28 protein-coding genes are annotated in these 25,430 nt (G+C 68.0%); 15 read left to right on the top strand and 13 right to left on the bottom strand.

The window, feature by feature from the left end; all coding sequences use genetic code 11:
* Nucleotides 1-181: 181 nt before the first annotated feature.
* The 9 genes from dapA to EBE87_RS30295 form a co-directional block, all read right to left on the bottom strand.
* A complete protein-coding gene (gene dapA / locus EBE87_RS11095; protein ID WP_233553279.1) occupies nt 182-1,198 on the bottom strand; it encodes a 4-hydroxy-tetrahydrodipicolinate synthase in 1,017 nt (338 codons plus the stop codon).
* A 31-nt stretch (nt 1,199-1,229) separates the two neighbouring features.
* Nucleotides 1,230-1,658: a hypothetical protein gene (locus EBE87_RS11090; RefSeq protein ID WP_147426098.1), complete on the bottom strand. Its 429-nt coding sequence runs from the start codon at nt 1,656-1,658 to the stop codon at nt 1,230-1,232.
* A 206-nt stretch (nt 1,659-1,864) separates the two neighbouring features.
* Nucleotides 1,865-2,140: a hypothetical protein gene (locus tag EBE87_RS11085; RefSeq protein ID WP_120639021.1), complete on the bottom strand. Its 276-nt coding sequence runs from the start codon at nt 2,138-2,140 to the stop codon at nt 1,865-1,867.
* A 53-nt stretch (nt 2,141-2,193) separates the two neighbouring features.
* Nucleotides 2,194-2,940 (bottom strand): TorF family putative porin, encoded by a 747-nt coding sequence (locus EBE87_RS11080; protein ID WP_120639022.1) that lies wholly within the window; start codon nt 2,938-2,940, stop codon nt 2,194-2,196.
* Nucleotides 2,941-3,003: 63 nt separating this feature from the next.
* Nucleotides 3,004-3,555: a potassium-transporting ATPase subunit KdpC gene (kdpC, locus tag EBE87_RS11075; protein ID WP_120639023.1), complete on the bottom strand. Its 552-nt coding sequence runs from the start codon at nt 3,553-3,555 to the stop codon at nt 3,004-3,006.
* Nucleotides 3,556-3,557: 2 nt separating this feature from the next.
* The gene (gene kdpB, locus EBE87_RS11070) at nt 3,558-5,621 is read right to left on the bottom strand and encodes a potassium-transporting ATPase subunit KdpB (protein ID WP_456316282.1); all 2,064 of its coding nucleotides are present in this window, start codon (nt 5,619-5,621) and stop codon (nt 3,558-3,560) included.
* 11 nt (nt 5,622-5,632) lie between these two features.
* Nucleotides 5,633-7,330 carry a potassium-transporting ATPase subunit KdpA gene (gene kdpA / locus EBE87_RS11065; protein ID WP_120639024.1) on the bottom strand — a complete coding sequence of 566 codons (1,698 nt, stop codon included), beginning with the start codon at nt 7,328-7,330 and terminating at the stop codon, nt 5,633-5,635.
* 4 nt (nt 7,331-7,334) lie between these two features.
* Complete coding sequence (gene kdpF, locus EBE87_RS30465) at nt 7,335-7,421, bottom strand: K(+)-transporting ATPase subunit F (protein ID WP_120639025.1); 87 nt, start codon at nt 7,419-7,421, stop codon at nt 7,335-7,337.
* Between the two features lie 5 nt (nt 7,422-7,426).
* The gene (locus EBE87_RS30295; protein ID WP_267898247.1) at nt 7,427-7,552 is read right to left on the bottom strand and encodes a hypothetical protein; all 126 of its coding nucleotides are present in this window, start codon (nt 7,550-7,552) and stop codon (nt 7,427-7,429) included.
* Between the two features lie 370 nt (nt 7,553-7,922).
* Between EBE87_RS30295 and EBE87_RS11055 the strand changes: the two genes are divergently transcribed.
* The 3 genes from EBE87_RS11055 (at nt 7,923) to EBE87_RS11045 (ending at nt 11,841) form a co-directional block, all read left to right on the top strand.
* The gene (locus tag EBE87_RS11055) at nt 7,923-10,559 is read left to right on the top strand and encodes a sensor histidine kinase (RefSeq protein ID WP_120639026.1); all 2,637 of its coding nucleotides are present in this window, start codon (nt 7,923-7,925) and stop codon (nt 10,557-10,559) included.
* Nucleotides 10,556-11,242, top strand: coding sequence for a response regulator (locus EBE87_RS11050; protein WP_120639027.1), 687 nt, complete (start codon nt 10,556-10,558; stop codon nt 11,240-11,242). The genes EBE87_RS11055 and EBE87_RS11050 overlap by 4 nt, the downstream gene beginning before the upstream one ends.
* A 176-nt stretch (nt 11,243-11,418) precedes the next feature.
* On the top strand, nt 11,419-11,841 hold the full coding sequence (locus tag EBE87_RS11045) for a tellurite resistance TerB family protein (protein ID WP_120639028.1): 423 nt from the start codon (nt 11,419-11,421) through the stop codon (nt 11,839-11,841).
* A 222-nt stretch (nt 11,842-12,063) separates the two neighbouring features.
* On the opposite strand, the gene EBE87_RS11040 is transcribed toward EBE87_RS11045, so the two are convergent.
* Complete coding sequence (locus EBE87_RS11040) at nt 12,064-12,432, bottom strand: winged helix-turn-helix transcriptional regulator (protein WP_120639029.1); 369 nt, start codon at nt 12,430-12,432, stop codon at nt 12,064-12,066.
* Nucleotides 12,433-12,540: 108 nt separating this feature from the next.
* Between EBE87_RS11040 and EBE87_RS11035 the strand changes: the two genes are divergently transcribed.
* On the top strand, nt 12,541-13,350 hold the full coding sequence (locus EBE87_RS11035; RefSeq protein WP_120639030.1) for an SDR family NAD(P)-dependent oxidoreductase: 810 nt from the start codon (nt 12,541-12,543) through the stop codon (nt 13,348-13,350).
* Between the two features lie 242 nt (nt 13,351-13,592).
* Here EBE87_RS11035 and EBE87_RS11030 read toward each other — a convergent pair whose 3' ends face one another.
* Complete coding sequence (locus tag EBE87_RS11030; protein WP_233560080.1) at nt 13,593-14,117, bottom strand: TetR/AcrR family transcriptional regulator; 525 nt, start codon at nt 14,115-14,117, stop codon at nt 13,593-13,595.
* A gap of 183 nt (nt 14,118-14,300) precedes the next feature.
* Here EBE87_RS11030 and EBE87_RS11025 point away from each other — a divergent pair, with 183 nt between their 5' ends.
* The 3 genes from EBE87_RS11025 (at nt 14,301) to EBE87_RS11015 (ending at nt 16,622) form a co-directional block, all read left to right on the top strand.
* Nucleotides 14,301-14,618 carry an EthD family reductase gene (locus tag EBE87_RS11025; RefSeq protein WP_120639032.1) on the top strand — a complete coding sequence of 106 codons (318 nt, stop codon included), beginning with the start codon at nt 14,301-14,303 and terminating at the stop codon, nt 14,616-14,618.
* A gap of 12 nt (nt 14,619-14,630) precedes the next feature.
* On the top strand, nt 14,631-15,635 hold the full coding sequence (locus EBE87_RS11020) for an alpha/beta hydrolase (RefSeq protein ID WP_120639033.1): 1,005 nt from the start codon (nt 14,631-14,633) through the stop codon (nt 15,633-15,635).
* A gap of 129 nt (nt 15,636-15,764) precedes the next feature.
* Nucleotides 15,765-16,622: an NAD(P)-dependent oxidoreductase gene (locus EBE87_RS11015; protein ID WP_120639034.1), complete on the top strand. Its 858-nt coding sequence runs from the start codon at nt 15,765-15,767 to the stop codon at nt 16,620-16,622.
* A gap of 273 nt (nt 16,623-16,895) precedes the next feature.
* Here EBE87_RS11015 and EBE87_RS11010 read toward each other — a convergent pair whose 3' ends face one another.
* Nucleotides 16,896-17,810 carry an NAD(P)-dependent oxidoreductase gene (locus EBE87_RS11010; protein ID WP_120639035.1) on the bottom strand — a complete coding sequence of 305 codons (915 nt, stop codon included), beginning with the start codon at nt 17,808-17,810 and terminating at the stop codon, nt 16,896-16,898.
* Nucleotides 17,811-17,978: 168 nt separating this feature from the next.
* Between EBE87_RS11010 and EBE87_RS11005 the strand changes: the two genes are divergently transcribed.
* From EBE87_RS11005 to EBE87_RS10970, 8 genes are all read left to right on the top strand, one after another.
* Nucleotides 17,979-18,437, top strand: a complete 459-nt coding sequence (locus tag EBE87_RS11005; RefSeq protein WP_120639036.1) for a carboxymuconolactone decarboxylase family protein — start codon at nt 17,979-17,981, stop codon at nt 18,435-18,437.
* An 11-nt stretch (nt 18,438-18,448) separates the two neighbouring features.
* Complete coding sequence (locus EBE87_RS11000; RefSeq protein WP_120639037.1) at nt 18,449-19,351, top strand: sigma-70 family RNA polymerase sigma factor; 903 nt, start codon at nt 18,449-18,451, stop codon at nt 19,349-19,351.
* Between the two features lie 147 nt (nt 19,352-19,498).
* Nucleotides 19,499-20,386 carry an ABC transporter substrate-binding protein gene (locus EBE87_RS10995; protein ID WP_122139990.1) on the top strand — a complete coding sequence of 296 codons (888 nt, stop codon included), beginning with the start codon at nt 19,499-19,501 and terminating at the stop codon, nt 20,384-20,386.
* A gap of 15 nt (nt 20,387-20,401) precedes the next feature.
* On the top strand, nt 20,402-21,286 hold the full coding sequence (locus tag EBE87_RS10990) for an NAD(P)-dependent oxidoreductase (protein ID WP_120640985.1): 885 nt from the start codon (nt 20,402-20,404) through the stop codon (nt 21,284-21,286).
* 62 nt (nt 21,287-21,348) lie between these two features.
* Nucleotides 21,349-22,341: a Bug family tripartite tricarboxylate transporter substrate binding protein gene (locus tag EBE87_RS10985; protein ID WP_233553477.1), complete on the top strand. Its 993-nt coding sequence runs from the start codon at nt 21,349-21,351 to the stop codon at nt 22,339-22,341.
* Nucleotides 22,338-23,210, top strand: a complete 873-nt coding sequence (locus EBE87_RS10980) for an amidohydrolase family protein (RefSeq protein ID WP_199708019.1) — start codon at nt 22,338-22,340, stop codon at nt 23,208-23,210. Before EBE87_RS10985 ends, EBE87_RS10980 begins: the two co-directional genes overlap by 4 nt.
* An 11-nt stretch (nt 23,211-23,221) precedes the next feature.
* A complete protein-coding gene (locus tag EBE87_RS10975) occupies nt 23,222-23,950 on the top strand; it encodes a PIG-L deacetylase family protein (protein ID WP_120640986.1) in 729 nt (242 codons plus the stop codon).
* Complete coding sequence (locus tag EBE87_RS10970; protein ID WP_120640987.1) at nt 23,947-24,642, top strand: 4-carboxy-4-hydroxy-2-oxoadipate aldolase/oxaloacetate decarboxylase; 696 nt, start codon at nt 23,947-23,949, stop codon at nt 24,640-24,642. Before EBE87_RS10975 ends, EBE87_RS10970 begins: the two co-directional genes overlap by 4 nt.
* A 7-nt stretch (nt 24,643-24,649) precedes the next feature.
* On the opposite strand, the gene EBE87_RS10965 is transcribed toward EBE87_RS10970, so the two are convergent.
* A complete protein-coding gene (locus EBE87_RS10965) occupies nt 24,650-25,426 on the bottom strand; it encodes an SH3 domain-containing protein (protein WP_122139989.1) in 777 nt (258 codons plus the stop codon).
* Nucleotides 25,427-25,430 lie beyond the last annotated feature (4 nt).

Genomic DNA, 25,430 nt, shown 5'->3' with positions numbered 1-25,430 from the left:
GAGCCAAAACAGGTCAGCCATGGCAGCACCTCCGACGCCATGGAATCACAGCAAGATCAAAGCGCAAGAGGCTCATTAATAGGCCCTGAGCCTAGAACCGCCTGATGCAGGCTGGGCCCTGAACGACAGTTGGTCCCGCAATTGGAACCAGGATCCGTTGTCGGGCCGTTCTGCGGGACTCTTAACGGAAAAGCACGTCGCCCATTTCCGCAACTGACGATCCATGAACCAAGACAGATCGGGCGCCTTCGGGATCTTCAACACTGCGCCCTTTCACGTCATGCTTGCGGTGCGCCATGGATCGGCCGAGGGAATGCTCCACCAGCATCAACCCCCGGAGGATGCGCTCAAGCGCCGCCAGCACCGTGTCGCTGGCCCTCACCAGCGGCAGACGCGGTTTCCAGTCGCACAACCCGAGCAATCCCATCGCGCCTTTCACCGGCACCGGATTAACTTCCATAAACAAGGCTTGGTGTAAGGGGACCAGCCAGTCCCGCAACTGCGCCGCCTGTCCGAAGTCCTGTTCAGACCAAGCATTTTGCATGGCGGCACAGAGCGCCGGCACGACATTGGCCGTGACCGAGATGCACCCGATACCGCCCATGGCAAGGTGCGCAAGGGCCGTCGCGTCATCTCCTGAGAGCTGTTGCAGCTCGGTACCGCAGAGGCGGCGGAGGCTGGCCGGGCGGGCAAGGTCGGCAGTAGCGTCCTTGAGGGCGACGATGACGCCATCCTCGAACAGCCTCGCGATGGTCTCATCGTCGAACCGCACACCGACGCGCGACGGAACATCGTAGAGGATGATTGGAACGCCGGTGGCGCTGCCAATCGCCCGCAGATGCGCGCGCATGCCTTCCTGCGACGGCTTGACATAGGGGGGCGCAGCGCAGAGCAGCGCCGAGGCGCCGCACCTCTCGGCAGCCGCCGCCATGGCCATGGCTGCCTGGGTACACGCCGCGCCGATGCCCGCGATCACCGGCACCCTGTTGCCAACGGCCTCACCGACTGCACGGATCGCCCGGGCCTGTTCATCGGCTGTCATCGCCGCAGCCTCGCCCGTGCTGCCGCAAACCACGACGCCCGACGCGCCGTGGTTGACAGCACGCTCCGCCAAGCGCCCCAAGGCAGTTTCATCCAGGTCGCCGTCGCCGGCGCGGAACGGCGTGACAAGTGCCGGGATTGAGCCGCGCAGGGTCACTGATTGATGACGCATTAACACAATAACGACCTCAAACCGAAGGAAGGAGGGCGGCGAAGCGGCCAGTGACCACCAGGGCATCGCCCCTGGCGTGCCGCAGGCGCACCCGGACATAGCCCAGCGCCTTCAGGCGGGCGACCAAACCGCCCAGCCGGGCCTCCCCGGCACCCGGAAGTCGCATGGCGAGCCGTCCCTCATGGCTGCCGTGCAGCAGGGCCTTGCGGGCGCAGAAGGCGATCTCCTCAGCCTGCTCCAGAGAGCAGACGCGCGGGGCGACCACCACCTCGGCCGCCTCAGGATGCGCGGGTGCCTTCGCGACGCCGATGGCGGAGCGGCAGCCACGGCGCACCGAGGCGCAGAGCAGATCGGCCGTGGTGCCGCCGACGATCAGCACGCGGTCTTCGGCCGAGGCGCCGACCTCGTCCAGCAGGCCACCATCGTCTTCGGATGAGTGGCGCATGATGTGATGGAGACGGGCAGGCCGGCTCAGCAAGGTCACCGTCGTATCCGGCCAACTGTGTTCGTCAACGACATCGGCTTTGCCAGCCTGATTCATGTCAGCAAAAATAAGCATGGGTACCTCCACGCCTGTGTTCTGCTCGCCTGCCGCATAAAGAAGCGATAGTGATTCCAGAGGGAATTTATAAAAAGCCAATCAATGCTGCCTCATCCCAGCGACGCTGCGCGCGCCACCAGGCCGATGATGGCGTAGGCGGCGGCCTCGTCCCGGTTCGTCAGTCTGCCAGCAAACCTAGGCTCACGCGTGACCGCTGCCGCGAAGACGCAACAGATTGCGGTGAGAAACGCCAGATGGGAGAAGGGCCGCCACGTCCCACCCTGTGGGCCATAATAGATGATCGACAGAATGGTGATGCAGCCGAGCCGGAGCGCGAAGCGCCCCAGCACGCGCAGTGACGCGTTGGCTGAAGGAGACAAGCGCATTCCTTCGCAATCCTGTTCTGCCGCAGCTCGGGAGCCGCGGCAGGATCAAGATCTCAGAACTTGCGGCTCAGGGTGACCATCACCCGGTCGTCGCAGACTTTCTGCCTACCGGAGCAGCGATCTTGAGAGATGTCGGTGCCGTAGTAGCCGACGCCCAGCGTGACCCCCGCGACCACTTCCCGCGAGATGCTGGCCGACCAGGTGGCATAGTCCGGTGTGCCGAATCGCGGCTCATGCTCGATCCACTGATACCCGAAGCGGCCGGAGGCCGTGAATCCCAGTGGCAAGGTGACGTCGGCCCCGCCCTCAAGATAGAGGCTCGTGCCGGACTGACCGAAGAAATTGGGCGAGGCATAGGCGCCTCCGACCAGGGTGACCGTGCCGATGGCCTTGCTCGCCTTCAGCGCGCCCTCGATGTAGTCGATGTTGTAGCCGCTGGAGGGCCGGCTGTAGCCGGGATAGCTGTAGTAGATGGCTCCAATGTCCCAGGCGATGCCGATCGCCTCAAACCGGTAGCCGGCCAGCAGGTCCAGCTCCTGCCGCGCATCGGTACCGGCGAAGGCGACATTGCTGATAAAGGCGCCGGCATAAAACCCACTGTCATGCAGGGCTTCGAAGGTGCCTTGGATGGCCGGGCGGTTACGGGTCTGGCTGATGCCGCGGAACAGGTAGTCGCTGGAGACCGCTGGCATCGCCGTCAGGGTAAGGTCGAGCGCCTCCACCCGCATCTGTGCGGAGGCGGCGGGGGCGATGAGGAAGGCGGCCGCGGCGAGGCCCGCCGCGGAAGCAATGCGGTTCATGAATGAGTCCGATATCAAGAAGAAAAATCCGGAAAAGGGGCCACTGCTGCGGCCCCCTGCCCTTCAGCGCGGCGTGTCGAGCGCCAGGTTGAGGAGCAGCACGTTGACACGCGGCTCGCCCAGCAGGCCGAGCTCGCGGCCCTCGGTATGTTGCTGAAGCAGGGTCCGCACGCGCGCTTCGGGGATGCCGCGCGCGGCGGCGATACGTGGCACCTGCCGCGCCGCATTCTCGGGGCTGATATGCGGGTCGAGGCCGGAGCCGGAGGCGGTGACGGCATCAGCCGGCACCGGTTGCGGTCCGGCGGCAGCCACGCGCTCGCGCACGGCATCCGCCAGCTTAGCGCTGGTCGGCCCCTGCTGGGACGCGGCACTCGCACTGGCATCGTAGCCATTCCCGGCGGCCGAGGGGCGCGGCTGGAAGTAGCGTGGCTGCGTGAAGGCCTGGCCGATCAGCGCAGAGCCGATCACCTTGCCTTCGCGCTCGATCAGGCTGCCGCCGGCCTGATCTGGAAACACAACGCCGGCGATGCCGGTCATGGCGGCGGGTGCGGCCAGGCCGAGCAGTGCGGTGAACAGCAGCACCGTGGAAGCGGCGGGGCGAAGAATACCGGTCATGGTCAGGCAATGCCCAGGAACTGGAGGATGAGGTCGATGATCTTGATGCCGATGAAGGGCGCGACGATGCCGCCCAGCCCGTAGATCAGCAGGTTGCGCCGCAGCAGCGCGGCGGCACCCTTGGGCGTGTAGCGCACGCCGCGGAGCGCCAGCGGCACCAGCGCCACGATGATCAGCGCATTGAAGATCACCGCGGAAAGGATGGCGCTTTCCGGGCTGGCCAGGTGCATCACGTTCAGCGCGCCAAGTTCGGGATAGGAAGCCACGAAGATGGCGGGCAGGATCGCGAAGTACTTGGCCACGTCATTGGCGATGGAGAAGGTGGTCAGCGCGCCACGCGTGATCAGCAACTGCTTGCCGATCTCCACCACCTCGATCAGCTTGGTCGGGTCGCTGTCGAGATCGACCATGTTGCCGGCCTCGCGCGCGGCCTGGGTGCCGGTCTGCATGGCGACGCCGACATCGGCCTGCGCCAGCGCCGGCGCGTCGTTGGTACCGTCGCCCGCCATGGCGACGAGGCGGCCTTCCGCCTGGGCGGCCCGGATATAGCCGAGCTTATCCTGCGGGGTGGCTTCCGCGATGAAATCATCCACGCCCGCCTCGGTCGCAATGGCGGCGGCGGTCAGGCGGTTGTCGCCCGTCACCATCACCGTGCGGATGCCCATGCGGCGCAGCGCGGCGAAACGCTCGCGGATGCCGGGCTTGACGATGTCCTTCAACTCGATCAGCCCGAGCAGGCGGCCATTCTGCGCGACCGCCAGTGGCGTGCCGCCGCTGCGGCCAATGCGCTCGACTTCCTGGTGGACGGCAGCGGGCGCTTGCGTCTCAAGGGCGCGGAGCAGCGAGTCCACGGCGCCCTTGCGATAATTCCCTTCCGGTGTATCGAGGCCGGAGATGCGTGTCTGGGCGGTGAAGGGCACCACCTGGCTGCCCGCCGGAAGGCCTGGCAAGGGCAGGTTGTGCCGCTCCCGGGCGAAGGCCACGATCGAGCGGCCCTCCGGCGTTTCATCGGCCAGCGAGGCCAGCAGCGCGGCCTGGGCCAGCGTGCCGATCTCGACGCCCGGCGCCGGGAAGAAGCCAGCGGCCTGGCGGTTGCCGAGAGTGATGGTGCCGGTCTTGTCCAGCAGCAGCACGTCCACGTCGCCCGCCGCTTCCACCGCGCGGCCGGAAGTGGCCATCACGTTGAAGCGCACCAGCCGGTCCATGCCGGCGATGCCGATGGCGGAGAGCAACCCACCAATGGTGGTCGGGATCAGCGTGATCAGCAGCGCCGCCAGCACCGGCACGGAAGGCGGCTGCCCGTTCCAGGAGGCGAGGCCCACCAGCGTCACCACCGCGATCAGGAAGATGATCGTCATGCCGGCCAGCAGGATATCGAGCGCGATCTCGTTCGGCGTCTTCTGCCGCGAGGCGCCTTCCACCAGCGAGATCATGCGGTCGAGAAAAGTGGAGCCCGGCGCTGCGGCGATGCGGACCACGATCCAGTCGGAGACCACGGTGGTGCCGCCCGTCACGGCGGAACGGTCTCCGCCACTTTCGCGGATCACCGGCGCGCTCTCGCCCGTCACGGCCGCCTCGTTCACCGAGGCGATGCCTTCCACCACCTCGCCGTCGGAGGGGACGAGATCGCCCGCCTCCACCAGCACGAGGTCGCCGATGCGCAGCTCGGTGGCCGCGCGTGGCTGCCACAGGCTGCGGTCGTCAGCGCGGATGAGCAGCTTGGCGCGTGCTTCCGTGCGGGCGCGGCGCAGGCTTTCCGCCCGCGCGCGGCCACGGCCCTCGGCCACCGCCTCGGCGAAGGTGGCGAAGATCACGGTGAACCACAGCCAGGCGGCGATGGCGGCCTGGAAGCCCCAGGGCTCCCCGCGGGAGGCGGCGGCGGCGGCCAGCACCGTCACCAGGAGCGAGATGACCTCGGTGACAAAGATGACCGGGTTGCGGATCAGCTTCGCCGGATTGAGTTTCAGCAGCGCGTCCACCGCGGCGCGGCCCAGCAGCGAACGGTCGAGGCCCAAGCCGCCCGGGCCAGGCCGGGTGATGGGGACCGTGGGTGTTGTCATGTCCATGGAAGGGGACCTCAGAAGGTCTTGCCGGCGAGCATCACGAAGTGCTCCGCCAGGGGACCAAGGGCGAGCGACGGCAGGAACTGCAGCCCGCCGAGGATCAGGATGATGCCGGCCAGCAGCCCGGCGAAGAGCGGCCCATGCGTGGGCAGGGTGCCGCTGCCCTCGGGCGTCTTCACCTTGCCGGCCAGGCTGCCGGCGATGGCCATGACCGGCACCACATAGGCGAAGCGGCCCAGCAGCATGGCGATGCCGAGGGTGGTATTCAGCCAGGGCGTGTCCGCCGTCAGGCCCCCGAAGGCCGAGCCGTTGTTGCCGGCGGCGGAGGTATAGGCGTAGAGCATCTCGCTCAGGCCATGCGGCCCGGCATGGGCCAGCGATGCGGTGGCCATCGGCAGCACCATGGAGACGGCGGTGAAGCCGAGGATGGTGGCGGGAAGCACCAGCACGGCCAGCATCGCCAGCTTGATCTCGCGCGCCTGCACCTTCTTGCCCAGGTATTCCGGCGTGCGGCCCACCATCAGCCCGGCGATGAAGACGGCCAGCAGCGCGAAGACGAGGATGCCATAGAGGCCGGAGCCGACGCCGCCCGGCAGCACCTCGCCAAGCTGCATCAGGAACAGGGGCACCATGCCTCCCAGCGGCGTGAAGCTGCTGAACATGGCATTCACCGCGCCGCAGGAGGCGCCGGTGGTGGTGGCGGTGAAGAGCGCGGCCAGGGCCAGGCCGAAGCGGATGTCCTTGCCTTCCATGTTGCCCTGCGCCGGATCAACGCCCAGCGCGGCCATGATGGGGTTGCCGGCGGCCTCGGCGGCATAGATGGCGGCCGTGGCCACGACCACGAAGCCCAGCATCACCAGCAGCAGGGTGCGGCCCTGCCGCGCATCGCCGACCATCCGGCCGAAGGTGATGCAGAGGGCGAAGGGAATGACCTGCTGCCCCCAGATCTGCAGCGCCGTGACCAGCGCGCCGGGCCCCTCGAAGGGATGCAGCGAGTTCACGCCGAAGAAGCCGCCGCCATTGGTGCCGAGATGCTTGATGGCGACCTGGAAGGCTGCGGGGCCGAGCGGGATGAGCTGCTCGCCGCCTTCCAGCGTGGTGGCGGTCACGTAATCCGCGAAGGTCTGCGGAATGCCGAGCGCCACGAAGGCGAGGCCCATCACCACCGCCAGCGGCAGCAGCACGTAAAGGGTGACGCGCGTGAAGTCCGCCCAGAAGTTGCCCAGGCTGCCCAGGCCACCGCGCGCGAAGGCGCGGGAGACCGCCAGCGCCAGCGCGATGCCGGTGGAGGCGGAGAGGAAGTTCTGCACCGCCAGGCCAGCCATCTGGGAGACGTAGGACATCGCCACTTCGCCCGAGTAGGCCTGCCAGTTGGTGTTGGCGACAAAGGAAACGGCGGTGTTGAAGGCCAGCCAGGGCGAGAGCCCGTCCAGCCCGCGCGGGTTCAGCGGCAGGATGTTCTGCAGCCGCAGGATGGCGTAGAGCAGCAGAAAGCCCGCCGCATTCACCGCCACCATGGCGACGGCATAGGCGCGCCAGCTTTGCTCGGCCGTGGGGTCGATGCCGCCGGCGCGGTAGAACAGCGCCTCGACCGGTCGCAGCCAGCGCACGCGGCCCTCAGCCACGGCGGCGGTGTAGCGGCCGAGCGGGATTGCCGCCGCGATGACGGCAGCGAGCACGAGCGCGATCTGCGCCCATCCGATCAGGGTCATGGGTTCACAGGTCCTCGGGACGCAGCAGCGCCCACAGCAGGTAGCCGAGCAGGCCGGCCGAGACGGCCGCGCCCAAAATCAGGTCCAGCATGAAGGTCAGATCTTCTCGCAGGCGGCCGCGTAGAGGACCATCAGGCCGAAGAAGCCGAGGCCGATTGCCAGCAGCAAGATGTCGATCATTGGGTTGCACTCGCGCGATGGAGAACAGGAAGCCCTGGTCAAGGCGCTCTCCTGTTAAGCCCCCGGCGCGCAAAAATTCGATGTGAGTTCTTGGGCATCCCCGTAAAAATCTTATAAATGGCAGGGTTTCAGAGGCGTATTTTTATGCTTTTTTTATGGCCTCACTCAAATTCTCGCATGTCTTCTTTATGCGGTCCGGGGTTACCAGAGGGGGTGGCGCGTTCAGGACTACACTGTCTTGGTGGAGACATTCGTTGTCGGCCTGCATGGAAGTCCTGTGCCCCCTCACGAGGATCAGGCCTCTTGCTGCCGTGCCGCCCCTGGCCAGGGACCTATGGCTTGCCTGGCATGCTGCCTCGCGCCGCCTATGATGGCGGCTGCGCGCACCACCTTGCCCATGTAACCACGCGAAATGCATGAACCACCACAACGCCCGGACCCGGATACCCTGCTGGCCATCGCGCAGCGGGAGGGCCGCGGGCGCCTGAAGGTCTTCCTTGGCGCAGCGCCCGGCGTCGGCAAGACTTACGAGATGTTGAGCGAGGCGCGCCGCATCCGGGAAAGCGGCGCCGACGTGGTGGCCGGGCTGGTGGAAACCCACGGACGCCAGGATACGGCCGCCCAGCTCGGCACGCTGGAGGTGCTGCCGCGGCGCCAGATCGCTTATCGCGGGCAGATGCTGGACGAGTTCGACCTGGACGCCGCGCTGGAGCGCCGCCCGCAGGTGCTGATCGTGGACGAGCTGGCGCATACCAACGCCCCCGGCAGCCGCCACCCGAAGCGCTGGCAGGACGTGGAGGAGCTGCGCGACGCCGGCATCGAGGTCTGGACGGCCATGAACGTCCAGCACCTGGAAAGCCTGTCGGAGGATGTGGCGCGCATCACCGGCATCCGCGTGCAGGAAACCGTGCCGGACCACGTGCTGGCCGGGGCTGACAGCGTCGAGCTGATCGACATCCCGCCCACCGAGCTGCTGGAGCGGATGCGCCAGGGCAAGGTCTACCGCCCGGAGCAGGCGGCGCGCGCGCTGAAGGGCTTCTTCCGCGAGGGCAATCTGGCGGCGCTGCGGCAGATCGCGCTGCGACGCACCGCCGAGCGGGTGGATGCCGACGTCACCGGCTATATGCGCGCCAAGGCGATCTCCGGGCCCTGGCCCTCGACCGACCGGGTCCTGGCGCTGGTGGGCCGGGATGCCACGGCGGAGGACGTGGTGCGGCAGGCCCGCCGCATCGCCGACGCGCTGCACGCGCCGATGATGGCCCTGCATGTCGAGATGATGGGAGCGCCGGGCGGCCTGAGTCCCTCTCCGGCCCTGCGCCTGGCCGAGCAGTTGGGCGCGGAGGTCGAAACCACAGCCGCCCGCGACCTTCCCATGGCCGTGCTGAACCACGCGCGGTCCCATAACGCGACGCATCTCGTCATCGGCCGTGGCCAGCCCGGTTTCTGGCGGCGGCTGCTGGGCCGGACGCTGACCGCGGCGCTGATCCGGCAGGCCAGCGGGTTCACCCTGCACCTGGTGCCCGCGCCGTCCACCGTCACGCCGCGCATCCGCCAGGAAGCAATGGGCCTGCCGCACTGGGCCGGCTGGGTTGCCGTGCCTTCCCTGGTGGCCCTCACCTCGGGCCTCAGCCTCCTGGCGGACGGCCTTGTGCCGGAAGGCGGCATCGGGATGATCTACCTGGCCGCCGTGGTGGCGCTGGCCGCCTTGTTCGGGCCCGTGGTCGCGGCGGCGGGGGCGCTGCTGGCCTTCCTGGTCTGGGACTTCCTGTTCCTGATGCCGCGCTTCACCTTCGCGATGTCCGGCATCCAGGAGGTGATGGGCGGCGCCATCTTCTTCGCCGTCGCCCTGCTGCTGGCGGGAACAACCGGTGGCCTGGGGCGCTCGGTCAGCATGGCGCGGGCCCGGCTCTTCGGCATGCGGCGCCTGGTGGAACTGTCCCGCAAGCTCGGTGCCGCAACCTCAAAAGGCGATCTCCTGACCACTGTCGCACAGGAAGCCGCGACGCTCGCCGGCCGGCCGGCCTGCGTGCTCCTGCCCCTGGATGATGAGCCGGTGGTGCGCGCCGCCCGGCCCGTGGAGGCCGAGCCGGATGCGGCCTCCATGGCGGCCGCGCGCTGGGCGCTGTCACGTGGCACCAGGGCCGGCTTCGCCACCGATGCGCTGCCCTCCGCCGAATGGCAGTTCCGGCCGATGCGCACGGCGAATGGCGTGGTGGGGCTGCTGGGGCTGCAGATGGCTGGGGTGCAGACAGGAGAGCTCGATGCCGAAAGGGATCGGGCCCTGGATGCGCTGATCGACCAGGCAGCCATTGCCCTGGAACGGGCGCACCTGATGGAAGAACAGGCCCGCAGCGCCGCCAGGGCGGAAACCGAAGCCCTGCGCTCAGCCTTGCTGGCCTCCATCGGCCACGACCTGCGCACCCCGCTCACCTCGATCCGTGGCGCACTGGAAACTCTGCGTATGTCAGGGCAGCAGCTTTCCGAGCCGGTGCGCCAGGATCTTCTGACGACCGCTGAGGAGGAAACCATCCGGCTGGCCCGCTACCTCGGCAACGTCATCGACATCGTGCGCCTGGAAAGCGGGCAGGTGGAGCCCCGGCGAGAGCCGGTTGATATCGGTGACGCCGTTCGCACCGCGGCGGAGCGCGCGGGACGCCGCACCGACCGTAACATCGACTGCGACATCGAGAAGCGCCTGCCGACACCACGGATCGATGCCGCCCTGCTGGAGCAAGTCTTGGCCAATCTTCTCGACAATGCCGCGAAGTTCTCCGAACCCGGGACGAAGATCCTGGTCCAGGCCAGACGGCTGGGTGCGGAGGTGCTCATCGCCGTGGAAGACCACGGGATCGGCGTGCCCCCGGACCAGCTCACCCAGATCTTCGACCCCTTCTTTCGCGTGCGGCGCGGCGATGCCGCCCCGGCGGGGAGCGGGCTCGGCCTGGCGATCTGCCGGGGCCTCGTCCATGCCATGGGGGGGCGGATCACGGCCGAGAGCCCGGTCAGGGAAGGCCACGGCACCCGCATGACCGTGCATCTGCCCGCATGAGCGCCGGCCGTACCCGGCTCCTCGTCGTCGATGATGAGCCGCAGATCCATCGCTTCCTGGGGCCGGCGCTGGACGCTGCGGGCTATGACACCATCAGGGCCGAAACCGGGGAGGAAGCCCTGCGGCTCGCGGCGACGCGCCAGCCATCCCTGGTCCTGCTGGACCTCGGGTTGCCCGATATCGACGGCCAGGTCGTCATCCAGCGGCTGCGGCAGTTCATCAAGGCGCCGATCGTGGTGGTATCGGCGCGCGGCCAGGAGGAGGAGAAGGTCGCGGCGCTGGATGCCGGCGCCGACGATTACGTCGAGAAGCCTTTCGCGCTGGCGGAGCTGCTGGCACGCATCCGGGTCGCGCTGCGCCGGGCCACGAATGAACGGGCGGAGGAGGCTGTCGAACTCCACGTCGGGCCGCTTTCCATCAACGTCGACCAGCGGATCGCCCGGATCGAGGGGGACGAGCCGCTGCATCTTACCCCGCGTGAGTGGGCTCTCCTGGTCACCCTGGCCAGGGCCAGAGGTCGTGTCATGACGCAGCAGCAGTTGCTGACGGCCGTCTGGGGACCGGCGCATGCCGACGAGGCGCAGTACCTTCGCGTCTATGTCGGCCATCTTCGCCAGAAGCTCGGCCGGGCGGCGGGCCTGCTCAAGACCGAGCCAGGCGTTGGCTACCGCTTTTCCGAATAAGAGATCGGGCGCCCCGTTACAGGCGCGCCCGGCTGCCCCCGTACGGAATCAGGTGCCCTCACGCAGCAAGGCACTGGTGAGGACATTCTCCAGCATGACAAATAGTTAATCTTAGGTTAGAACCTGGGCCGGCGACGCCCAAGGCAGGGCGGCCTCTGAGGACACAAAGCACCATCATGTTCGGCATGTTCAAGTCGCAGGCACCTTCGCTGGAGCTGACCCCCCGCAACTGCCTCGTCATATCCCTGATCTACTGCATGGGCGCGGACGGCGAGATGGACCCCGAGGAAATTGGTCATCTCCATTCCATCCTCGGCCGCTCGGCCACGCGCCAGCAACTGGAGGCGGTCATCGGCTATGCCCGGGCGACGCAGCCTGCGCAGTTCCTGGCCGAGGTCGCGCCCCGCCTGCGCCACGAGCAAAAGCTCTGCATCCTCCTGAACATGATCGACAGCGCCATGTCGGACGGCGAGGCGGAGCAAGGCGAGCAGCAACTGGTGATGCAATTCGCCGAAGCCTTCGGCCTGACCGAAGCCGAGCTGATGCCGCACTTCCGCACCTTGGCCGCCAAGAACAGCCGTGCGGTGCTGGACCACTGAGGAAAGCTGCCACGCAGGCTGTATGAACCAAGGCTTGCCGTGGCTCTGAAGCTCAGAGCCTCCAGGCTTCGTAGGCAGCCCTTACGGGTTGCCCGGCTGCGAACTCCTGAGGCGCCAGGTGCCCCAGCACGCTGAGGGACGAGACGCATTATAGTCCCGCCCCCAGGGCTCGATCTTGCTCCTGGCGTCCTCAAGAACCTGCCCGCGTCATCGGCGGCTCAATCACTCGCGGTGTCGGTCAAACGCTTCCCGGGCGGCCGACAGGTCCTCCTCATGCTCCACGGCCCAATCGTAGAGTGCCAGGAACGGCTCCTGGAGCGTGCGCCCCAGCGGGGTGACCGCGTATTCCACCGCGATCGGCGAGGACGTCGTCACGGTGCGCCGGACCAATCCATTGCGTTCCAGACGCCGCAGCGCATCGGTCAACGCCTTCTGCGTGATGCCATCCAAACGCCGCTTCAGCGCGTTGAAGCGTTTCGGCTCCTCGCACAGGAACGTCAGGATCAGGATGGTCCATTTATGCGCGACCTGCTCCAGGACGGGGCGTACCCCCGGCAGCGTTCGAAGGACATCCTCTTCCGTGTAGGCCATGTGGTTTCCCTCGGTAGACCTAGGCTACTATTGGTGCCTGATTGACACTAGGTACACGCTATATACCACTCCTGGCATAGCTTGTTGTCACGACGTCAGGAGACCGCTATGCCCAACACCATCTCCGCTCATCCCGGCACCGCCATCGTCACTGGTGCCTCGTCCGGCATCGGAAAGATCTACGCCGAGCGCCTCGCCGCACGCGGGTACGACATCGTCCTGGTGGCGCGGCGCGAGGAGCGGCTGCGCGCGATTGCGGCAGATCTGCGCTCGCGCTTCGCGATCCAGGCGGATGCCCTGGTCGCGGATCTGTCTGAACCCAGTGGTGTCGTGACCGTCCGCGACCGGATTGCCGCTGACGATGTCTCGCTCCTGATCAACAACGCCGGCTTCTCCGCGCTGAAGGCACTGACCGAGACGCCGGACGAGGTCATCACACGCATGGTCGCGCTGAACGTGACGGCGCTGACGCTGTTATCGAAAGCTGCCCTGGTCGCCTTCAAGGCGCGGGGATCGGGAACGCTCGTCAACATCGGCTCGGGCGCGGGCTTCGCACCCTATCCCGGTATCCCGGTCTACGGTGCCACCAAGGCCTACGTGTACCTCTTCACGCAGAGCCTCCAGAGCGAGGTGGCGGATACAAATCTCCGCGTGCAGCTCGTACTCCCTGGTGCCGTTGTCTCGGAAGGATGGGAGGTAGCGGGCGGTGGCGCGCTGGAAGCGCTTCCCGAAAGCATTGTCATGACCACCGAGGATTGTGTGGAGGCCGCGCTCAATGGGCTGGACAGGGGCGAGTGCGTCACCGCTCCCTCGCTCCAGGACGAGGCCATGCTTCGCGCCCACGAGACGGACACAGCCGCGCTTCTTCAAGCCATGTTCGATGCTCGACCCGCCCAGCGGTACAAGTTGGGCGGGTAGGCCATCATCGCAGGTGGCAATGACAGCTATCATGCCTCGAACGCCTCCGCCCGCCGGTGCGGAGGCGCATGTCCACTTTCCGGCAAGCCGCAAACCACTGGGACGACCGGAATGGCCGCTGGGCCTCATGGTTGAGGCAGGCGGAAAGCAGAATGGCTGCCTTACGAGAAACAACCCAGCACGTCAGGCGATGATGCATGAACCGGCGCCATGGCTACCACTCCAGGCATGTCAGGCATCTTCTATACGTCCGCTGGTGGTGCCAGCAGCGCCTTCATGCCTTCCGTGGCTGCACGGGCTACCATCGTCAGGCGAGCTGCACTCATGCCCTCCCGGGCACTGGCTGAAAGCCCCGACATGACACTGGCGACGTAATCAGTGACTGCATCGGCCGCAGCCGGGTTGGTGAGGGCCACGAAGGCCCGGATCTGGCTACGCCTCTGTTCGGCGGCCCGGCGAGCCATGATCGCGCTTTCCTCGTCAGCACATCCTCTGGCGGCCTCGAGGACAAGACATCCAAGCTGCTGCGGGTCGCGGGCATATGTTTCCGCTGCGCGCTCCAGCAGCTCCGCCAACGCCTCAACGGCCGGCCGCCCGGGCAGCAGGATGCTCTCCAGGGCCAGGACGGAGCGCGAGTAGCGCTCGAGGATGCGCGTGAAGAACTCGGCCTTGCTCCCGAACGCCTTGTAGAAGCTCGGCGGCTTGATGCCGATGGCCTCGGTCAGGGCAGCCAGGCCCACGGCGTCGTATCCCCGCGCATGGAACATCTGCTGCCCCAGGGCGAGCGCTGCCTCAGGGTCGAAGCCACGTGGACGACCCGGGCCAGATGATATTTTAGTAATCACTACCAAATACCTTGAGGTGCTGACGAGAGGGATATATAGCGACCACTACCTTATCTGCAAGGAGCCAGCCGCGGCGGCGCCAACCCATGAAAGCCGGAGGTAATCATGATCCCGGACAGCGACGCGATCGTCGTCTATGTGACCTATCAAGGCACTCCCCAAAGCCGGTTCGACAGGCACTACTACATCGACCATCACCTGCCGCTCGTGATGAAGGCCTGGCGGCCATACGGCCTCGATCATGCCGCCGCCTTCTTCCCAGCCACCGCTCAGGACGGAACCATCGCCATCTGCGAATGCCGCTTCCGCAACCTGGCTGCGGCCGACGCGGCGTTCGGATCGGCCGAGGCTTCTGCCGTGATGGCGGATGTCCACCACTTCACCGATCTCGTGCCTGAGCGGGCACGCGCGGTTCCGCTCTGAGGAGGAAATCGCATGAGCACTCCTTATGCACCATGGTCCATCTCTCCAGCCCGCACCATCCGGCGCGGCCATTTCTGGGTTCCGGGCGAACACGTCTCGCTTGGTGGCATGACCTATCAGCGCGGGCCGATGTTCGTGGAATGGGAGGCGCCTGAGCGCATCACCCGCCCCTGGCCAATCGTCCTCATGCATGGCGGCGGATTCCAGGGAACCGAGTGGTTCGACACGCCCGATGGACGCCCCGGCTGGGCGCAGCGCCTTGTCGAGGCGGGATACGCCGTCTTGGTTGTGGATCGGCCCGGCCATGGTCGCTCGCCCCTGCATGTCGAGACCATGGGCCCTATGGGGCCTCCTTTCTCCTACGAGGGCGGGCGAAGCATCTATTTCCCGGGTAACGACCCGCGGCATACCCAATGGCCCTTCCCTCCGGACGACGAAGCAGCGATGGACGAGTTCATCGCGGGCTACGGGCCGCTTCCGGCCGATCTCGAGGCCTCCGAGACCATGGACGCCGACCGGATGGCAACACTCCTCGACCGGATTGGCCCGGCGATCCTGATCACCCATTCCGCCTCGGGGCCGGATGGCTGGCTGGTGGCCGATCGCCGCCCACATCTGGTCAAGGCCATTGCCTCCATCGAGCCGATGGGGCCGCCCTTCGCCGTCATTCCCAACATCGGGCCGATGCGCTGGGGCCCGACGGCTGCGCCACTGCGCTTCGAGCCGCCAGTGACCGACCCGGAGGTGGTGCGCGACGCGGCGCCTGGGGCGCTGCGGCTTCCGTCCCTTGTGGGTCTGCCCATCCTGATCGTGACGGCAGAGGCTTCGGCCTTCGCAGCGGCAAGCCCCCCGACGGCCGCGTTTCTCAACGCCGCGGGTGCCTCGGCGGAGTTGCTGCACCTCCCCGATCATGGCGTTCACGGCAATGGCCATGGGCTGATCTACGAAAAGAACTCGGACGCGGCGCTTGCGCCGGTGCTCACGTGGCTGATGCGGCACACCGAAGGACAGGCTTAGCGCGCCTCCAATACGCCGATTGCGGTGGGCAGGACGGCCGTTGGCTGCAGCTATCACTGTGCGCCGTGCAGCGTCCGGCCCCGACGATCCGTTCAGGCGGCCAGCGAAACCTCAACATGGGAGAGTAGAATGGATATCGGCTTCATCGGGCTGGGCGCAATGGGACGCGCCATGGCGAAGAACCTCGTCGCCGCCGGGCATCATGTGACGGCCTGGAACCGCTCCGGCGGCGAGGTTGATGGCGTCACGATGGTGAAATCTCCCGAGGATGCGTTCCAGGGAGACGCCGTGCTGACCATGCTATCCGACGATGCCGCCATCCGTGCCGTTCTGCTGGATTCCGGTGTGCTGGACAGGGCAAGGCCGGGACTGGTCCATGCCGTCGCCTCCACCATCTCCGTCGCCTTCGCGCGGGAACTGGTGAAGGCGCATGACGCGGCAGGCATCAGCTACGTGTCGGCGCCCGTGCTGGGGCGGCCCGATGTCGCGGATAAGGGCGAGCTCAATGTGCTCGCAGGTGGCGCGCCATCGGCGGTCGACAGGATCCGCCCGATCCTGGAAGTGATCGGCAGCCGAATCTGGGATATGGGACCACAGGCGCCGACGGCCAATGCGGCCAAGATCGCCTGCAACATGATGATCACCATGGCGATCGAGGCCATGGCGGAAGCCGTGGTGCTGACCGAGGCCAATGGCCTCGATCGTGAGCGCTTCTTCGAGCTTATCCTCGGCACACTCTTTGGCAGCCGATCCTATCAGGTTTATTCCTCCAACATCGCCAACAGGCGCTACGATCCCGGCTTCAAGGCGGCGCTGGGTCTCAAGGACCTCCGGCTGGCAAGCGAGGCCGCCGAGCAGATCGGGAGCACGCTGCCGGTGCTGCGCGCGGTGCACCACCGGATGGCGGAAGCGGTCGATGCCGGGCTGGGCGAACGGGATTGGTCCATCATGGCTGAACTCACGATCAACGCATCGCGGAACCGGTAGGACGGCGGCGCGATGTCCAGGCGAATGCCGGGCCCCTGCAGAGCGCCGCATCAAGGTGGGCCATCCGGCTTCCATTGAGTTCTTTGTGGGCTGCCCCACGTCCGCTTACCGGAAGTGGGGCCATTCTCCACGGAAGCCCGGCATGGACCGGCGGCAGGCGCCGGCCACACCCACCCCGGCCGGGTGGCTGATCGCGGTCAAGACCTCAGGCAGGTCAACACATGGCCGCCTGCCGTGGGTGCTCAGGGCCGCCGGCACGCGGCCCCGGGCGCCCTACCCGCCCCTGATGCGGCGGCAATGGTTCAGCGCCGCTTCCACCAGGTTGTCGCTGGCCTCCGGTGTGCGGAAAGCGGAATGGGCGGAGAGGGTGACATTCGGCAGCGTCGTCAGCTTATGGCCGGCGGGCAGCGGCTCGATGTCGAAGACATCCAGCCCGGCATGCCGCAGCGCGCCGGATTCCAGCGCGGCGATCATCGCATCCTCATCCACCACGGCGCCGCGGGCGGTGTTGATCAGCATGGCGCCGGGGCGAAGCTGCGCCAGCCGCGCGGCGGACAGGAAGCCGCGCGTCTCGTCGTTCAGCAGCAGGTGGACGGACAGGACATGGCTTTCGGCCAGCAGCCGGTCGAGGCTGACGAATTCCACACCCGGATGCGTCTTGGGTGAGCGGTTCCAGGCGATGACCTTCATGCCGGCCCCAGCGCAGAGCCGCGCCATCTCCGCCGCGATGCCGCCGAAGCCCAGCAGGCCCACCGTCTTGCCTGTCAGCTCCATGCCGTCGGTACGCATCCAGCGGCCCTGGCGCATGGCGCCGTCCATGCCGGCCAGACCCTTGGCGGCGGTCCACATCAGCGCGAAGGCCATCTCGGCCACGGCGGTGTCGCCATAACCTTTGATGATATGCACCTGGATGCCGCATTCGGCTTCCAGCTCCTCCGGGTTCATGTAGCTGCGCGCGCCGGTGCCCAGGAACACCACATGCTTCAGCGAGGGAACCTGCTTAGCGACGGCGGTAGGCAGCGCGGTGTGGTCGATGATGGCGATCTCATGCCCCGCCAGCACGGCCGGAAGCTGCTCCGGCACGATGTCGGGCTGGAGGTTGATGGTGACCTCCGGGTCCTCTGCGCGGCGCAGGCGCTGGAAGACCGCACCGAGGCTGGGATTCGCATCAACGAAAACGGCGCGCATGGGGGCTCCTTCAGGATCGCAAGCCAGAAGCGGTAACAGGCGGCGGCCGGCACGCCTAGGGGCCAGCCCGCCCGCTGCGGGCAGGAAAAATGGCGGCGGCGCGCGAAAGCCTGTCACATCAGGCCTCGCTGCCTCGTCTTGTGGCTGGATGCAACGCACGAGGAACCGATGACCCCGAGGCTCGACTACTTCTCCACCGCGCCGGCCATGCTGGCGCCCATGCTGCAACTGGAACGCAGCGTCGCCTCCAGCGGGCTGGAACACAGCCTGATCCATCTGGTGAAGACCCGCGCATCCCAGATCAACGGCTGCGCCTTCTGCATCGAGATGCACACGCGCGACGCGCGCAAGGCCGGGGAGAGCGAGGAGCGGCTCTACCTCCTGAACGCCTGGCGGGAGGCCCCGCACTACACCCCGCGTGAGCGCGCCGCCCTGGGCTGGACCGAAGCGCTGACGCTGGTGGCGCAGACAGGCGCGCCGGATGCCGATTACGATGGGCTGGATGCGCATTTCACGCCGGAGGAGAAGGTGAAGCTGACCCTGCTGATCTGCACCATCAACAGCTGGAACCGCATCGCCATCGGCTTCCGCTCCGTGCCGCCGCAGCGGCACGCGGCCGCCGCCTGAGGCCCGGCAGCATGTCGGCCGCGCCGGATGCCACCGACGCCTTCACCGCCATGCGTGGCGAGCTGATCGGGCTCGCCTACCGCATGACGGGTTCGCTGGCGCAGGCGGAGGATATCGCGCAGGAGACCTTCCTGCGCTGGAACGCGGCCGACCATGCCCAGGTGGAGGTGCCCCGCGCCTTTCTGCTGAAGATCGCGGCGCGCCTGAGCCTGGACCACCTGAAATCCGCCCGCAGCCGGCGGGAGGCCTATGTCGGCCCCTGGCTGCCGGAACCTTTGGTGGAAGACCTGGAGCCGCCGCAGCAGGCCGCCCTCTCCCGCGCGCAGGATATCTCCGTGGCCTTCCTGCTGACCCTGCAGCGCCTTTCTCCGGCGGAACGCGCCGTCTTCATCCTGCACGACCTCTTCGAGACCCCCTTCGCCGAGATCGCCACCCTGCTGAACCGCAGCGAGCCCGCCTGCCGCAAGCTGGCCAGCCGCGCCCGTGCCCTGCTGGGGGAAGGCAGCCCGCGCCACGCGGTGGATGAGGACGAGGCGAAGCGCATCGCCCGCGCCTTCTTCGCGGCCTCCCGCGACGGCGATGAGGCGGCGCTGCGCACCCTGCTGGCGCAGGATGTCGTGCTGCGCACCGATGGCGGCGGCATCCGCCCCGCTGCCCTGAACCCGGTGCTGGGCGCGGAGAAGGTGGGGCGCTTCTTCGCCGGGCTGGCGCGCAAGGCAGCGGGACGGCCGCCGCTGCTGCACCTCGGACGGATCAACGGCCTGCCCGGCTATGTCACGCTGGAAGCCGATGGCCTGCCGCAGACCACAGCACTGGACATCCACGATGGCCGCATCATCGCCATCCACGTCATGCGGAATCCGGAAAAGCTGGCGGCACTGCGCGGCAGGTTCGGCGGCCCGGCCCCGCGCTGACCGGCCAGGGGCTGGCCAAGGCTCCGCTCGCTATAACCAGCGGTGATAGGCCAGCCGGGAGAAACGATAAGACGCGCGCATGCCGCCGGGTGTAGGCGAACCTCCGCAGCAAGGGCCGGGAAACCGGCCGGGCAGAGGAAACGCAGCATGCAGGCAGAGACCCGGACCCTGCTCCGCGCCGCCATCGGCACTTATCCGGCCACGCGGGCGCTGAAGGACGGAGAACTCCGTTCCAACCTCCTGGCGCTGGACTTCGCCGATGTGCCGGTGATCAGCCGCGCCTTCGCCCCCATGGTACGGGACGTGCGCTACGACGTGTCGGAAATGGCCATCGCCACCTTCCTGCAGGCCCGCGCCTGCGGCAAGCCGCTGGTGCTGCTGCCGGTGGTGCTGGCGGCGCGCTTCCAGCAATCCGCCCTGCTCTGCCGCGCCGACAGCGACATCCATGGCCCCGCCGACCTCGCCGGGCGGCGCATCGGTGTGCGCGCCTATAGCCAGACCACCGGCATGTGGCTGCGCGGCATCCTGGCCGAGGACGGCGGCCCGGCCCCGGACGCCATCCGTTGGCTGACCTTCGAGGATGCCCATGTCGCCGAGATCCAGGACCCGCCCTGGGCCGAGCGTGCCGCCCCGGGCCAGGACATGCTGGCCATGCTGCGGAACAGCGAGCTGGATGCGGTGATCGTCGGCAACGACGTGCCGGACGACCCTGGCCTGCGCACCGTCTATCGCGACCCCGGCGCGGCGGCTGAGGCCTTCTGGCAGCGCCATGGCATCGTGCCCGTCAACCACATGCTCTGCCTGCGGCGGGAACTGGCGGAAGAGCGGCCGGAAATCGTGGCGGAACTGCTGCGGCTATTTGCGGCGGCGGCCGAGGCCGCGCCGCCCGGCCCGCGCGGGCGGGCGCCCATGGGCCGCGCCGCGCTGCGCCCGGTGATCGAGCTGGCGCTGGGCTACATGACGGCGCAAGGCATGCTGCCGCGCCCGCTGACGGTGGACGAGGTCTGGGACGGCCTGCCCGCCAACCTCGGCTGAGAACAGGAGACGGCGATGACCACCAATACCACGCGCTTCGCGATCATCGGCTTCGGCGAGGTCGGCGGCATCTTCGCGCGCGACCTGCGCGCGGGCGGCGCCAGCGCCCTTCGCGCATGGGACATCGCGGCCCCGGCGCGGGAACGCGCGGGCGCCGATGCCGCTGCCTCGGCGCCCGAGGCAGCGCAGGGCGCGGATGTGATCTTCATCTCCGTCACCGCCGGCTCGGCACTGGCGGCGGCGGAATCCCTGGCGGGCGGGTTGTCGCACCGGCCCTTCGTGGTGGATGTGAATTCCGTCTCCCCCGCCACCAAGCAGGCGGCGGCGCGTGCGGTGGAAGCCGCCGGCGGCCGTTATGTCGAGGCGGCGGTGATGGCCAGCGTGCCGCCCAAGGGCCTGCGCTCCCCCATGCTGCTGGGCGGCCCGCATGCGGCGGCCTTCATGGAACTGATGGAACCCTTCGGCATGGACCTGAAGGTCTTCCCTGGCGAGATCGGCAAGGCTTCCTCGGTCAAGATGTGCCGCAGCGTCATGGTGAAGGGGCTGGAGGCGCTGACCACCGAATGCATGCTCGCCGCCCGCCATTACGGCGTGGAGGCCGAGGTGCTGCGCTCCCTCTCCGATACCCTGCCGCATGAGGATTGGCGCCGGCTGGCTGGCTACGTCATCAGCCGCGCCCTGCTGCACGGCAAGCGCCGTGCCGAGGAGATGCGAGAGGTGGCACGCACGGTGGACGAGGCCGGGGTGGAGCCGCTGCTCAGCCGCGCCATCGCGGAGCGGCAGGACTGGGCCGGCCAGCAGGGCCGAGCCTTGCCGCGCGAGAGCCTGCTGAAGCCGGAGCTGGAGCCGCTGCTGGACGCGCTGGCCGAGGCGATGCGCCACCGGCCTGCCGCCGAATAACCGCGCCACCCCACACGGCCACGCCGCGGCGCCTACAGGGCGCCGCCTGAGGAGGACGATCCATGATGCTTCGACGCCGCAAGGCCCTGTGCCTGGCCGCGCTGGGCGGCACCGCCGGCCTGCTCGCCCCCTGGGCTACCCCCGCCGCCGCGCAGGGCAGCTTCCCCGACAAGCCCATCCGCCTGCTGGTGCCCAACGCGGCCGGTGGCGTGGCGGACCTGACCGCGCGCACCGTGGGCCAGGGCCTGTCGGAGCGGCTGAAGCAGCCGGTGGTGGTGGAGAACCGCCCCGGCGCCGGCGGCATCGTCGCCGGGCAGGCGCTGACCTCCTCCCCGGCCGATGGCTATACGCTGATGGTGGCGACCAATGCCCATGCCATCAGCAAGTCGCTGTTCCGTTCACTGCCCTTCGACCCCATCAAGGATTTCGTGCCGGTGGGGCTGATGGGCACCTTCTCTATCGCGCTGCTGGTGTCGCCGAAGTCGCCGATCCGCAGCGTGCAGGACCTGGTGCAGAAGCTGAAGAGCGATCCTTCGGGGACGAATATCGGCACCATCAGCGTCGGCAGCACGCAGAACCTGGCGGCCGAATTGTTCAAGACCGCTGCCGGGGTCGAGGCGGTGACGGTGCCCTTCAACGGCACCCCTGCCCTGCTGACCGCGCTGCTGCGCGACGACGTGACGGTGGCCTTCGAGATCGTGGCGCCGCTGATGGGCCAGATCCGCGACGGTTCGCTGCGCGCCATCGCCGTCACCTCCCCCGAGCGGGCCGCCAATCTGCCGGATGTGCCGACGCTGCGCGAAGCGGGGCTGAAGGATTTCGAGGTGACCTCCTGGAACGCGCTGGTGGCGCCCGCCAAGACGCCGGCACCGGCCATCGCGCGCCTGAACACCGAACTGAACACCGTGCTGGCGGATGCCAATATCCGCAAGCAACTGCTGGAAGCGGGCGTGGAAGCCCATGGCGGCACCCCGGAATCCCTGGGTGCGCGGCTCTCCACCGAAGCCGGAAAATGGGCCGGCGTCATCGAGAAGGCTGGAATCGAGAAGCAATGAGCATCAAGACCTGCAAGGGCCCCGACCCCCATACCAAGACGCCCGCCTTCAAGCTGCCGCCGGGCTCGGTGGATGCCCACTGCCACGTCTTCGGCCCGGCCCATAAGTTCCCCTATGCTCCGGACCGTTCCTACACCCCGCCGGATGCGCCGGTGGAGGATCTGCGCCGCGTGCATTCCATCCTGGGCGTGGACCGCGCCGTGATCGTGCAGGCGAGCTGCCACGGCACGGACAACACGGCCATGATCGATGCCATCCAGCACAGTGAAGGCGCCTATCGCGGCGTTGCCATTGTGGATGGCAGCATCACCGACAAGGGGCTGGAGGAGCTGGACGCAGGCGGCGTGCGCGGCGTGCGCTTCAACTTCGTCAAGCACCTGGGCGGCACGCCGGACCTGGAGGTCTTCGACCGCGTGCTGGACAGGATCCAGCCGCTGGGCTGGCACGTCGTGCTGCATCTCGATGCAGGCGATATCCTGGAGCATGAGGAGCGCATCCGCCGCATCAAGGTGCCCTTCGTCATCGACCACATGGGCCGCGTGCAGGCGAAGAACGGACTGGAACAGGAACCCTTCCGCCGCCTGCTGGAGCTGATGAAGAACGAGTTGGCCTGGGTGAAGATCTGCGGGCCGGAGCGCGTGACCTCCACCGGCGCGCCCTTCCATGACGCCGTGCCCTTCGCGCGCAGGCTGGCCGAGGTGGCGCCGGACCGCACGCTCTGGGGCACCGATTTCCCGCATCCGAATATCGCCGGCGACATGCCGAATGACGGCGACCTCGTGGATATCCTGGCGCTGGCCGTAGAAGACGAGGCCGCCCGCCGCAAGATCCTGATCGACAACCCCGACCGCCTCTACTGGGCGCGCTGAGGATTACCCAGATGTCTGGCACCCAAAAGTCCGGCCTCGTCGTCACCGCCCATCCTGGCGATTTCGTGTGGCGCGCCGGCGGCGCCATCGCGCTGCATGCGAAGATGGGTTACCGCGTCAAGATCGTCTGCATGTCCTATGGCGAGCGTGGCGAGAGCCAGGGCGCCTGGAAGCAGCCCGGCATGACGCTGGAAAAGTGCAAGGAAGCCCGCAAGGCCGAGGCCGAGGCGGCGGCCAGCGTGCTTGGCGCCGAGATCGAATTCTTCGATGCTGGCGATTACCCGCTTCGCATCACGGATGCGATGATGGAGCGGCTGATCGACATCTACCGCGAGGTGAACCCCTCCTTCGTCCTGACCCATGCGGTGAAGGACCCCTATAACGTCGATCACCCGGAAGCCTCGCGCATCGCGCAGGAGGCGCGCATCGTCGCGCAGGCCGCTGGCCATAAGCCGGACCCCGGCGGCGTCACCTATTCCGCGCCGCAGGTCTTCCAGTTCGAGCCGCATCAGCCCGAGCAATGCGACTTCAAGCCCAACCGCATCCTCAACGTCACCGAGGTCTGGGATACGAAGTGGAAGGCTTTCGAGCAGCTGCCGGCGCAGCGGCACCTCTGGGATTATTATGAGCGCGTGGCGCTGAACCGCGGCATGCAGGGCGGCCGCAATTCCGGCAAGGCCATGAAGTATGGTGAGGCCTATCAGACCATCTTCCCCGATGCCGTCGAGGTGCTGGCGTGACGCCCGTCGTCGTCACGCGTAACCCGCGCGCGGAACTGCCGGTCATTGACCGTTTCGCACCGCTGGGCGTCTCCACCACTCATGAAGCTTCCGGCCGCGCGCCGAACCTGATGAAGACCTATATGCGCCCGGCCTGGCCGGGTGCCTCGGTGGCCGGCAGCGCCGTGACGGTTCTGGCACAGCCGGGCGACAACTGGATGATCCATGTCGCCGTCGAGCAATGCCAGCCGGGCGATATCCTGGTGGTGGCCTGCACCACCGATAATACCGACGGCATGTTCGGCGACCTGCTCGCCACCTCGCTCAAGTCACGCGGCGTGCGCGGGCTGGTGATCGATGCCGGCGTGCGCGACGTGGCGGTGCTGCGGGAAATGAGCTTTCCGGTCTGGTCCCGCGCCATCTCGGCACGCGGCACGGTGAAGGCAACGCTGGGCTCGGTGAACGTGCCCGTGGTCTGTGCCGGCGTCGCTGTGCGGCCGGGCGATATCGTGGTGGCCGATGACGACGGCGTAGTGGTGGTGCCCGCCGCTGACATCGCCTCCACCCTCGCCGCCGCCGAGAAACGGCAGGCGAACGAGGGCGAGAAGCGCGAGAAGCTGGCCTCCGGCGTGCTGGGCCTCGACCTCTACAACATGCGCCCGGCACTGGAGAAAGCCGGGCTGCGCTACGTGGAGCGGCTGGAGGACCTCTGAGCCGAACCTAGCGCTCCAGCATCGAGCTGTGCAGCCAGCCGAAGGGCTGCTCCTCGCCCACCTGGAGCCAGCCGCCCGGCGCTTCCCCAAAGACCCGCAGCGCCGAGGCCCGGGGAACGACACGGACCACCGCGCCGCCGCCCGCCGGGCTGCTGCGGATATTCACCGGATGGGCCGAGGTCGTCGTCACCCCGCCGGAGGCGGCGGTGACCTGCGGCGCGGGCGCCGGGGCCGGGACGGGCGCCGGCGCGGCACCAGGGGCGGGCTGGCTGGGCGCGGCGGTTGGGGCCGGGGGCGCCTGGGCGGCCTCGCGCTGCTGCGCCAGGGCGGTATCGGAGGGGAGCGGCGGCAGGCCGCTGACCGCCGGCATCTGGCCATTGCGCGGACCGCCGCCTTCGAAGCAGCGGTCCACCATCTCCAGGTAAACGCGGCTGGCCTCGACATTGGACAGGCCGATCGCCAGCGAGGCGCGGCTCGCCTTGCCATCCTGCAGGGCCACCGTCGCCACCCAGGGGATGAAGGGGTCGTTGGCCGCGCCGGTCGGGTTGATCTGGCCGCAGACGGCGTAGCTGCCGGGCACCTGCTGCGGATAGACCTGAATGGCGCGCAGGCTCATGTCGCCGACGATGCGCAGCCGGGCGCGCACCTGCTCCTCGGCGGCCCGGCGCGCTTCGGCCGTGGCGGCCTGCACCGACCCTGCCTGTTGCTGCGCCTCCGGCGGGTCGTCGCAACCAGGGAGCCCGAGCAGGGCCAGCAACAGAAGCGCAGGCGTAACCTTCAGCATCACG

The sequence above is a fragment of the Teichococcus wenyumeiae genome, from assembly GCF_003696345.1.
Taxonomy (GTDB): Bacteria; Pseudomonadota; Alphaproteobacteria; order Acetobacterales; family Acetobacteraceae; genus Pseudoroseomonas; species Pseudoroseomonas wenyumeiae.
This window is presented reverse-complemented; position numbering and strand designations above follow the sequence as displayed.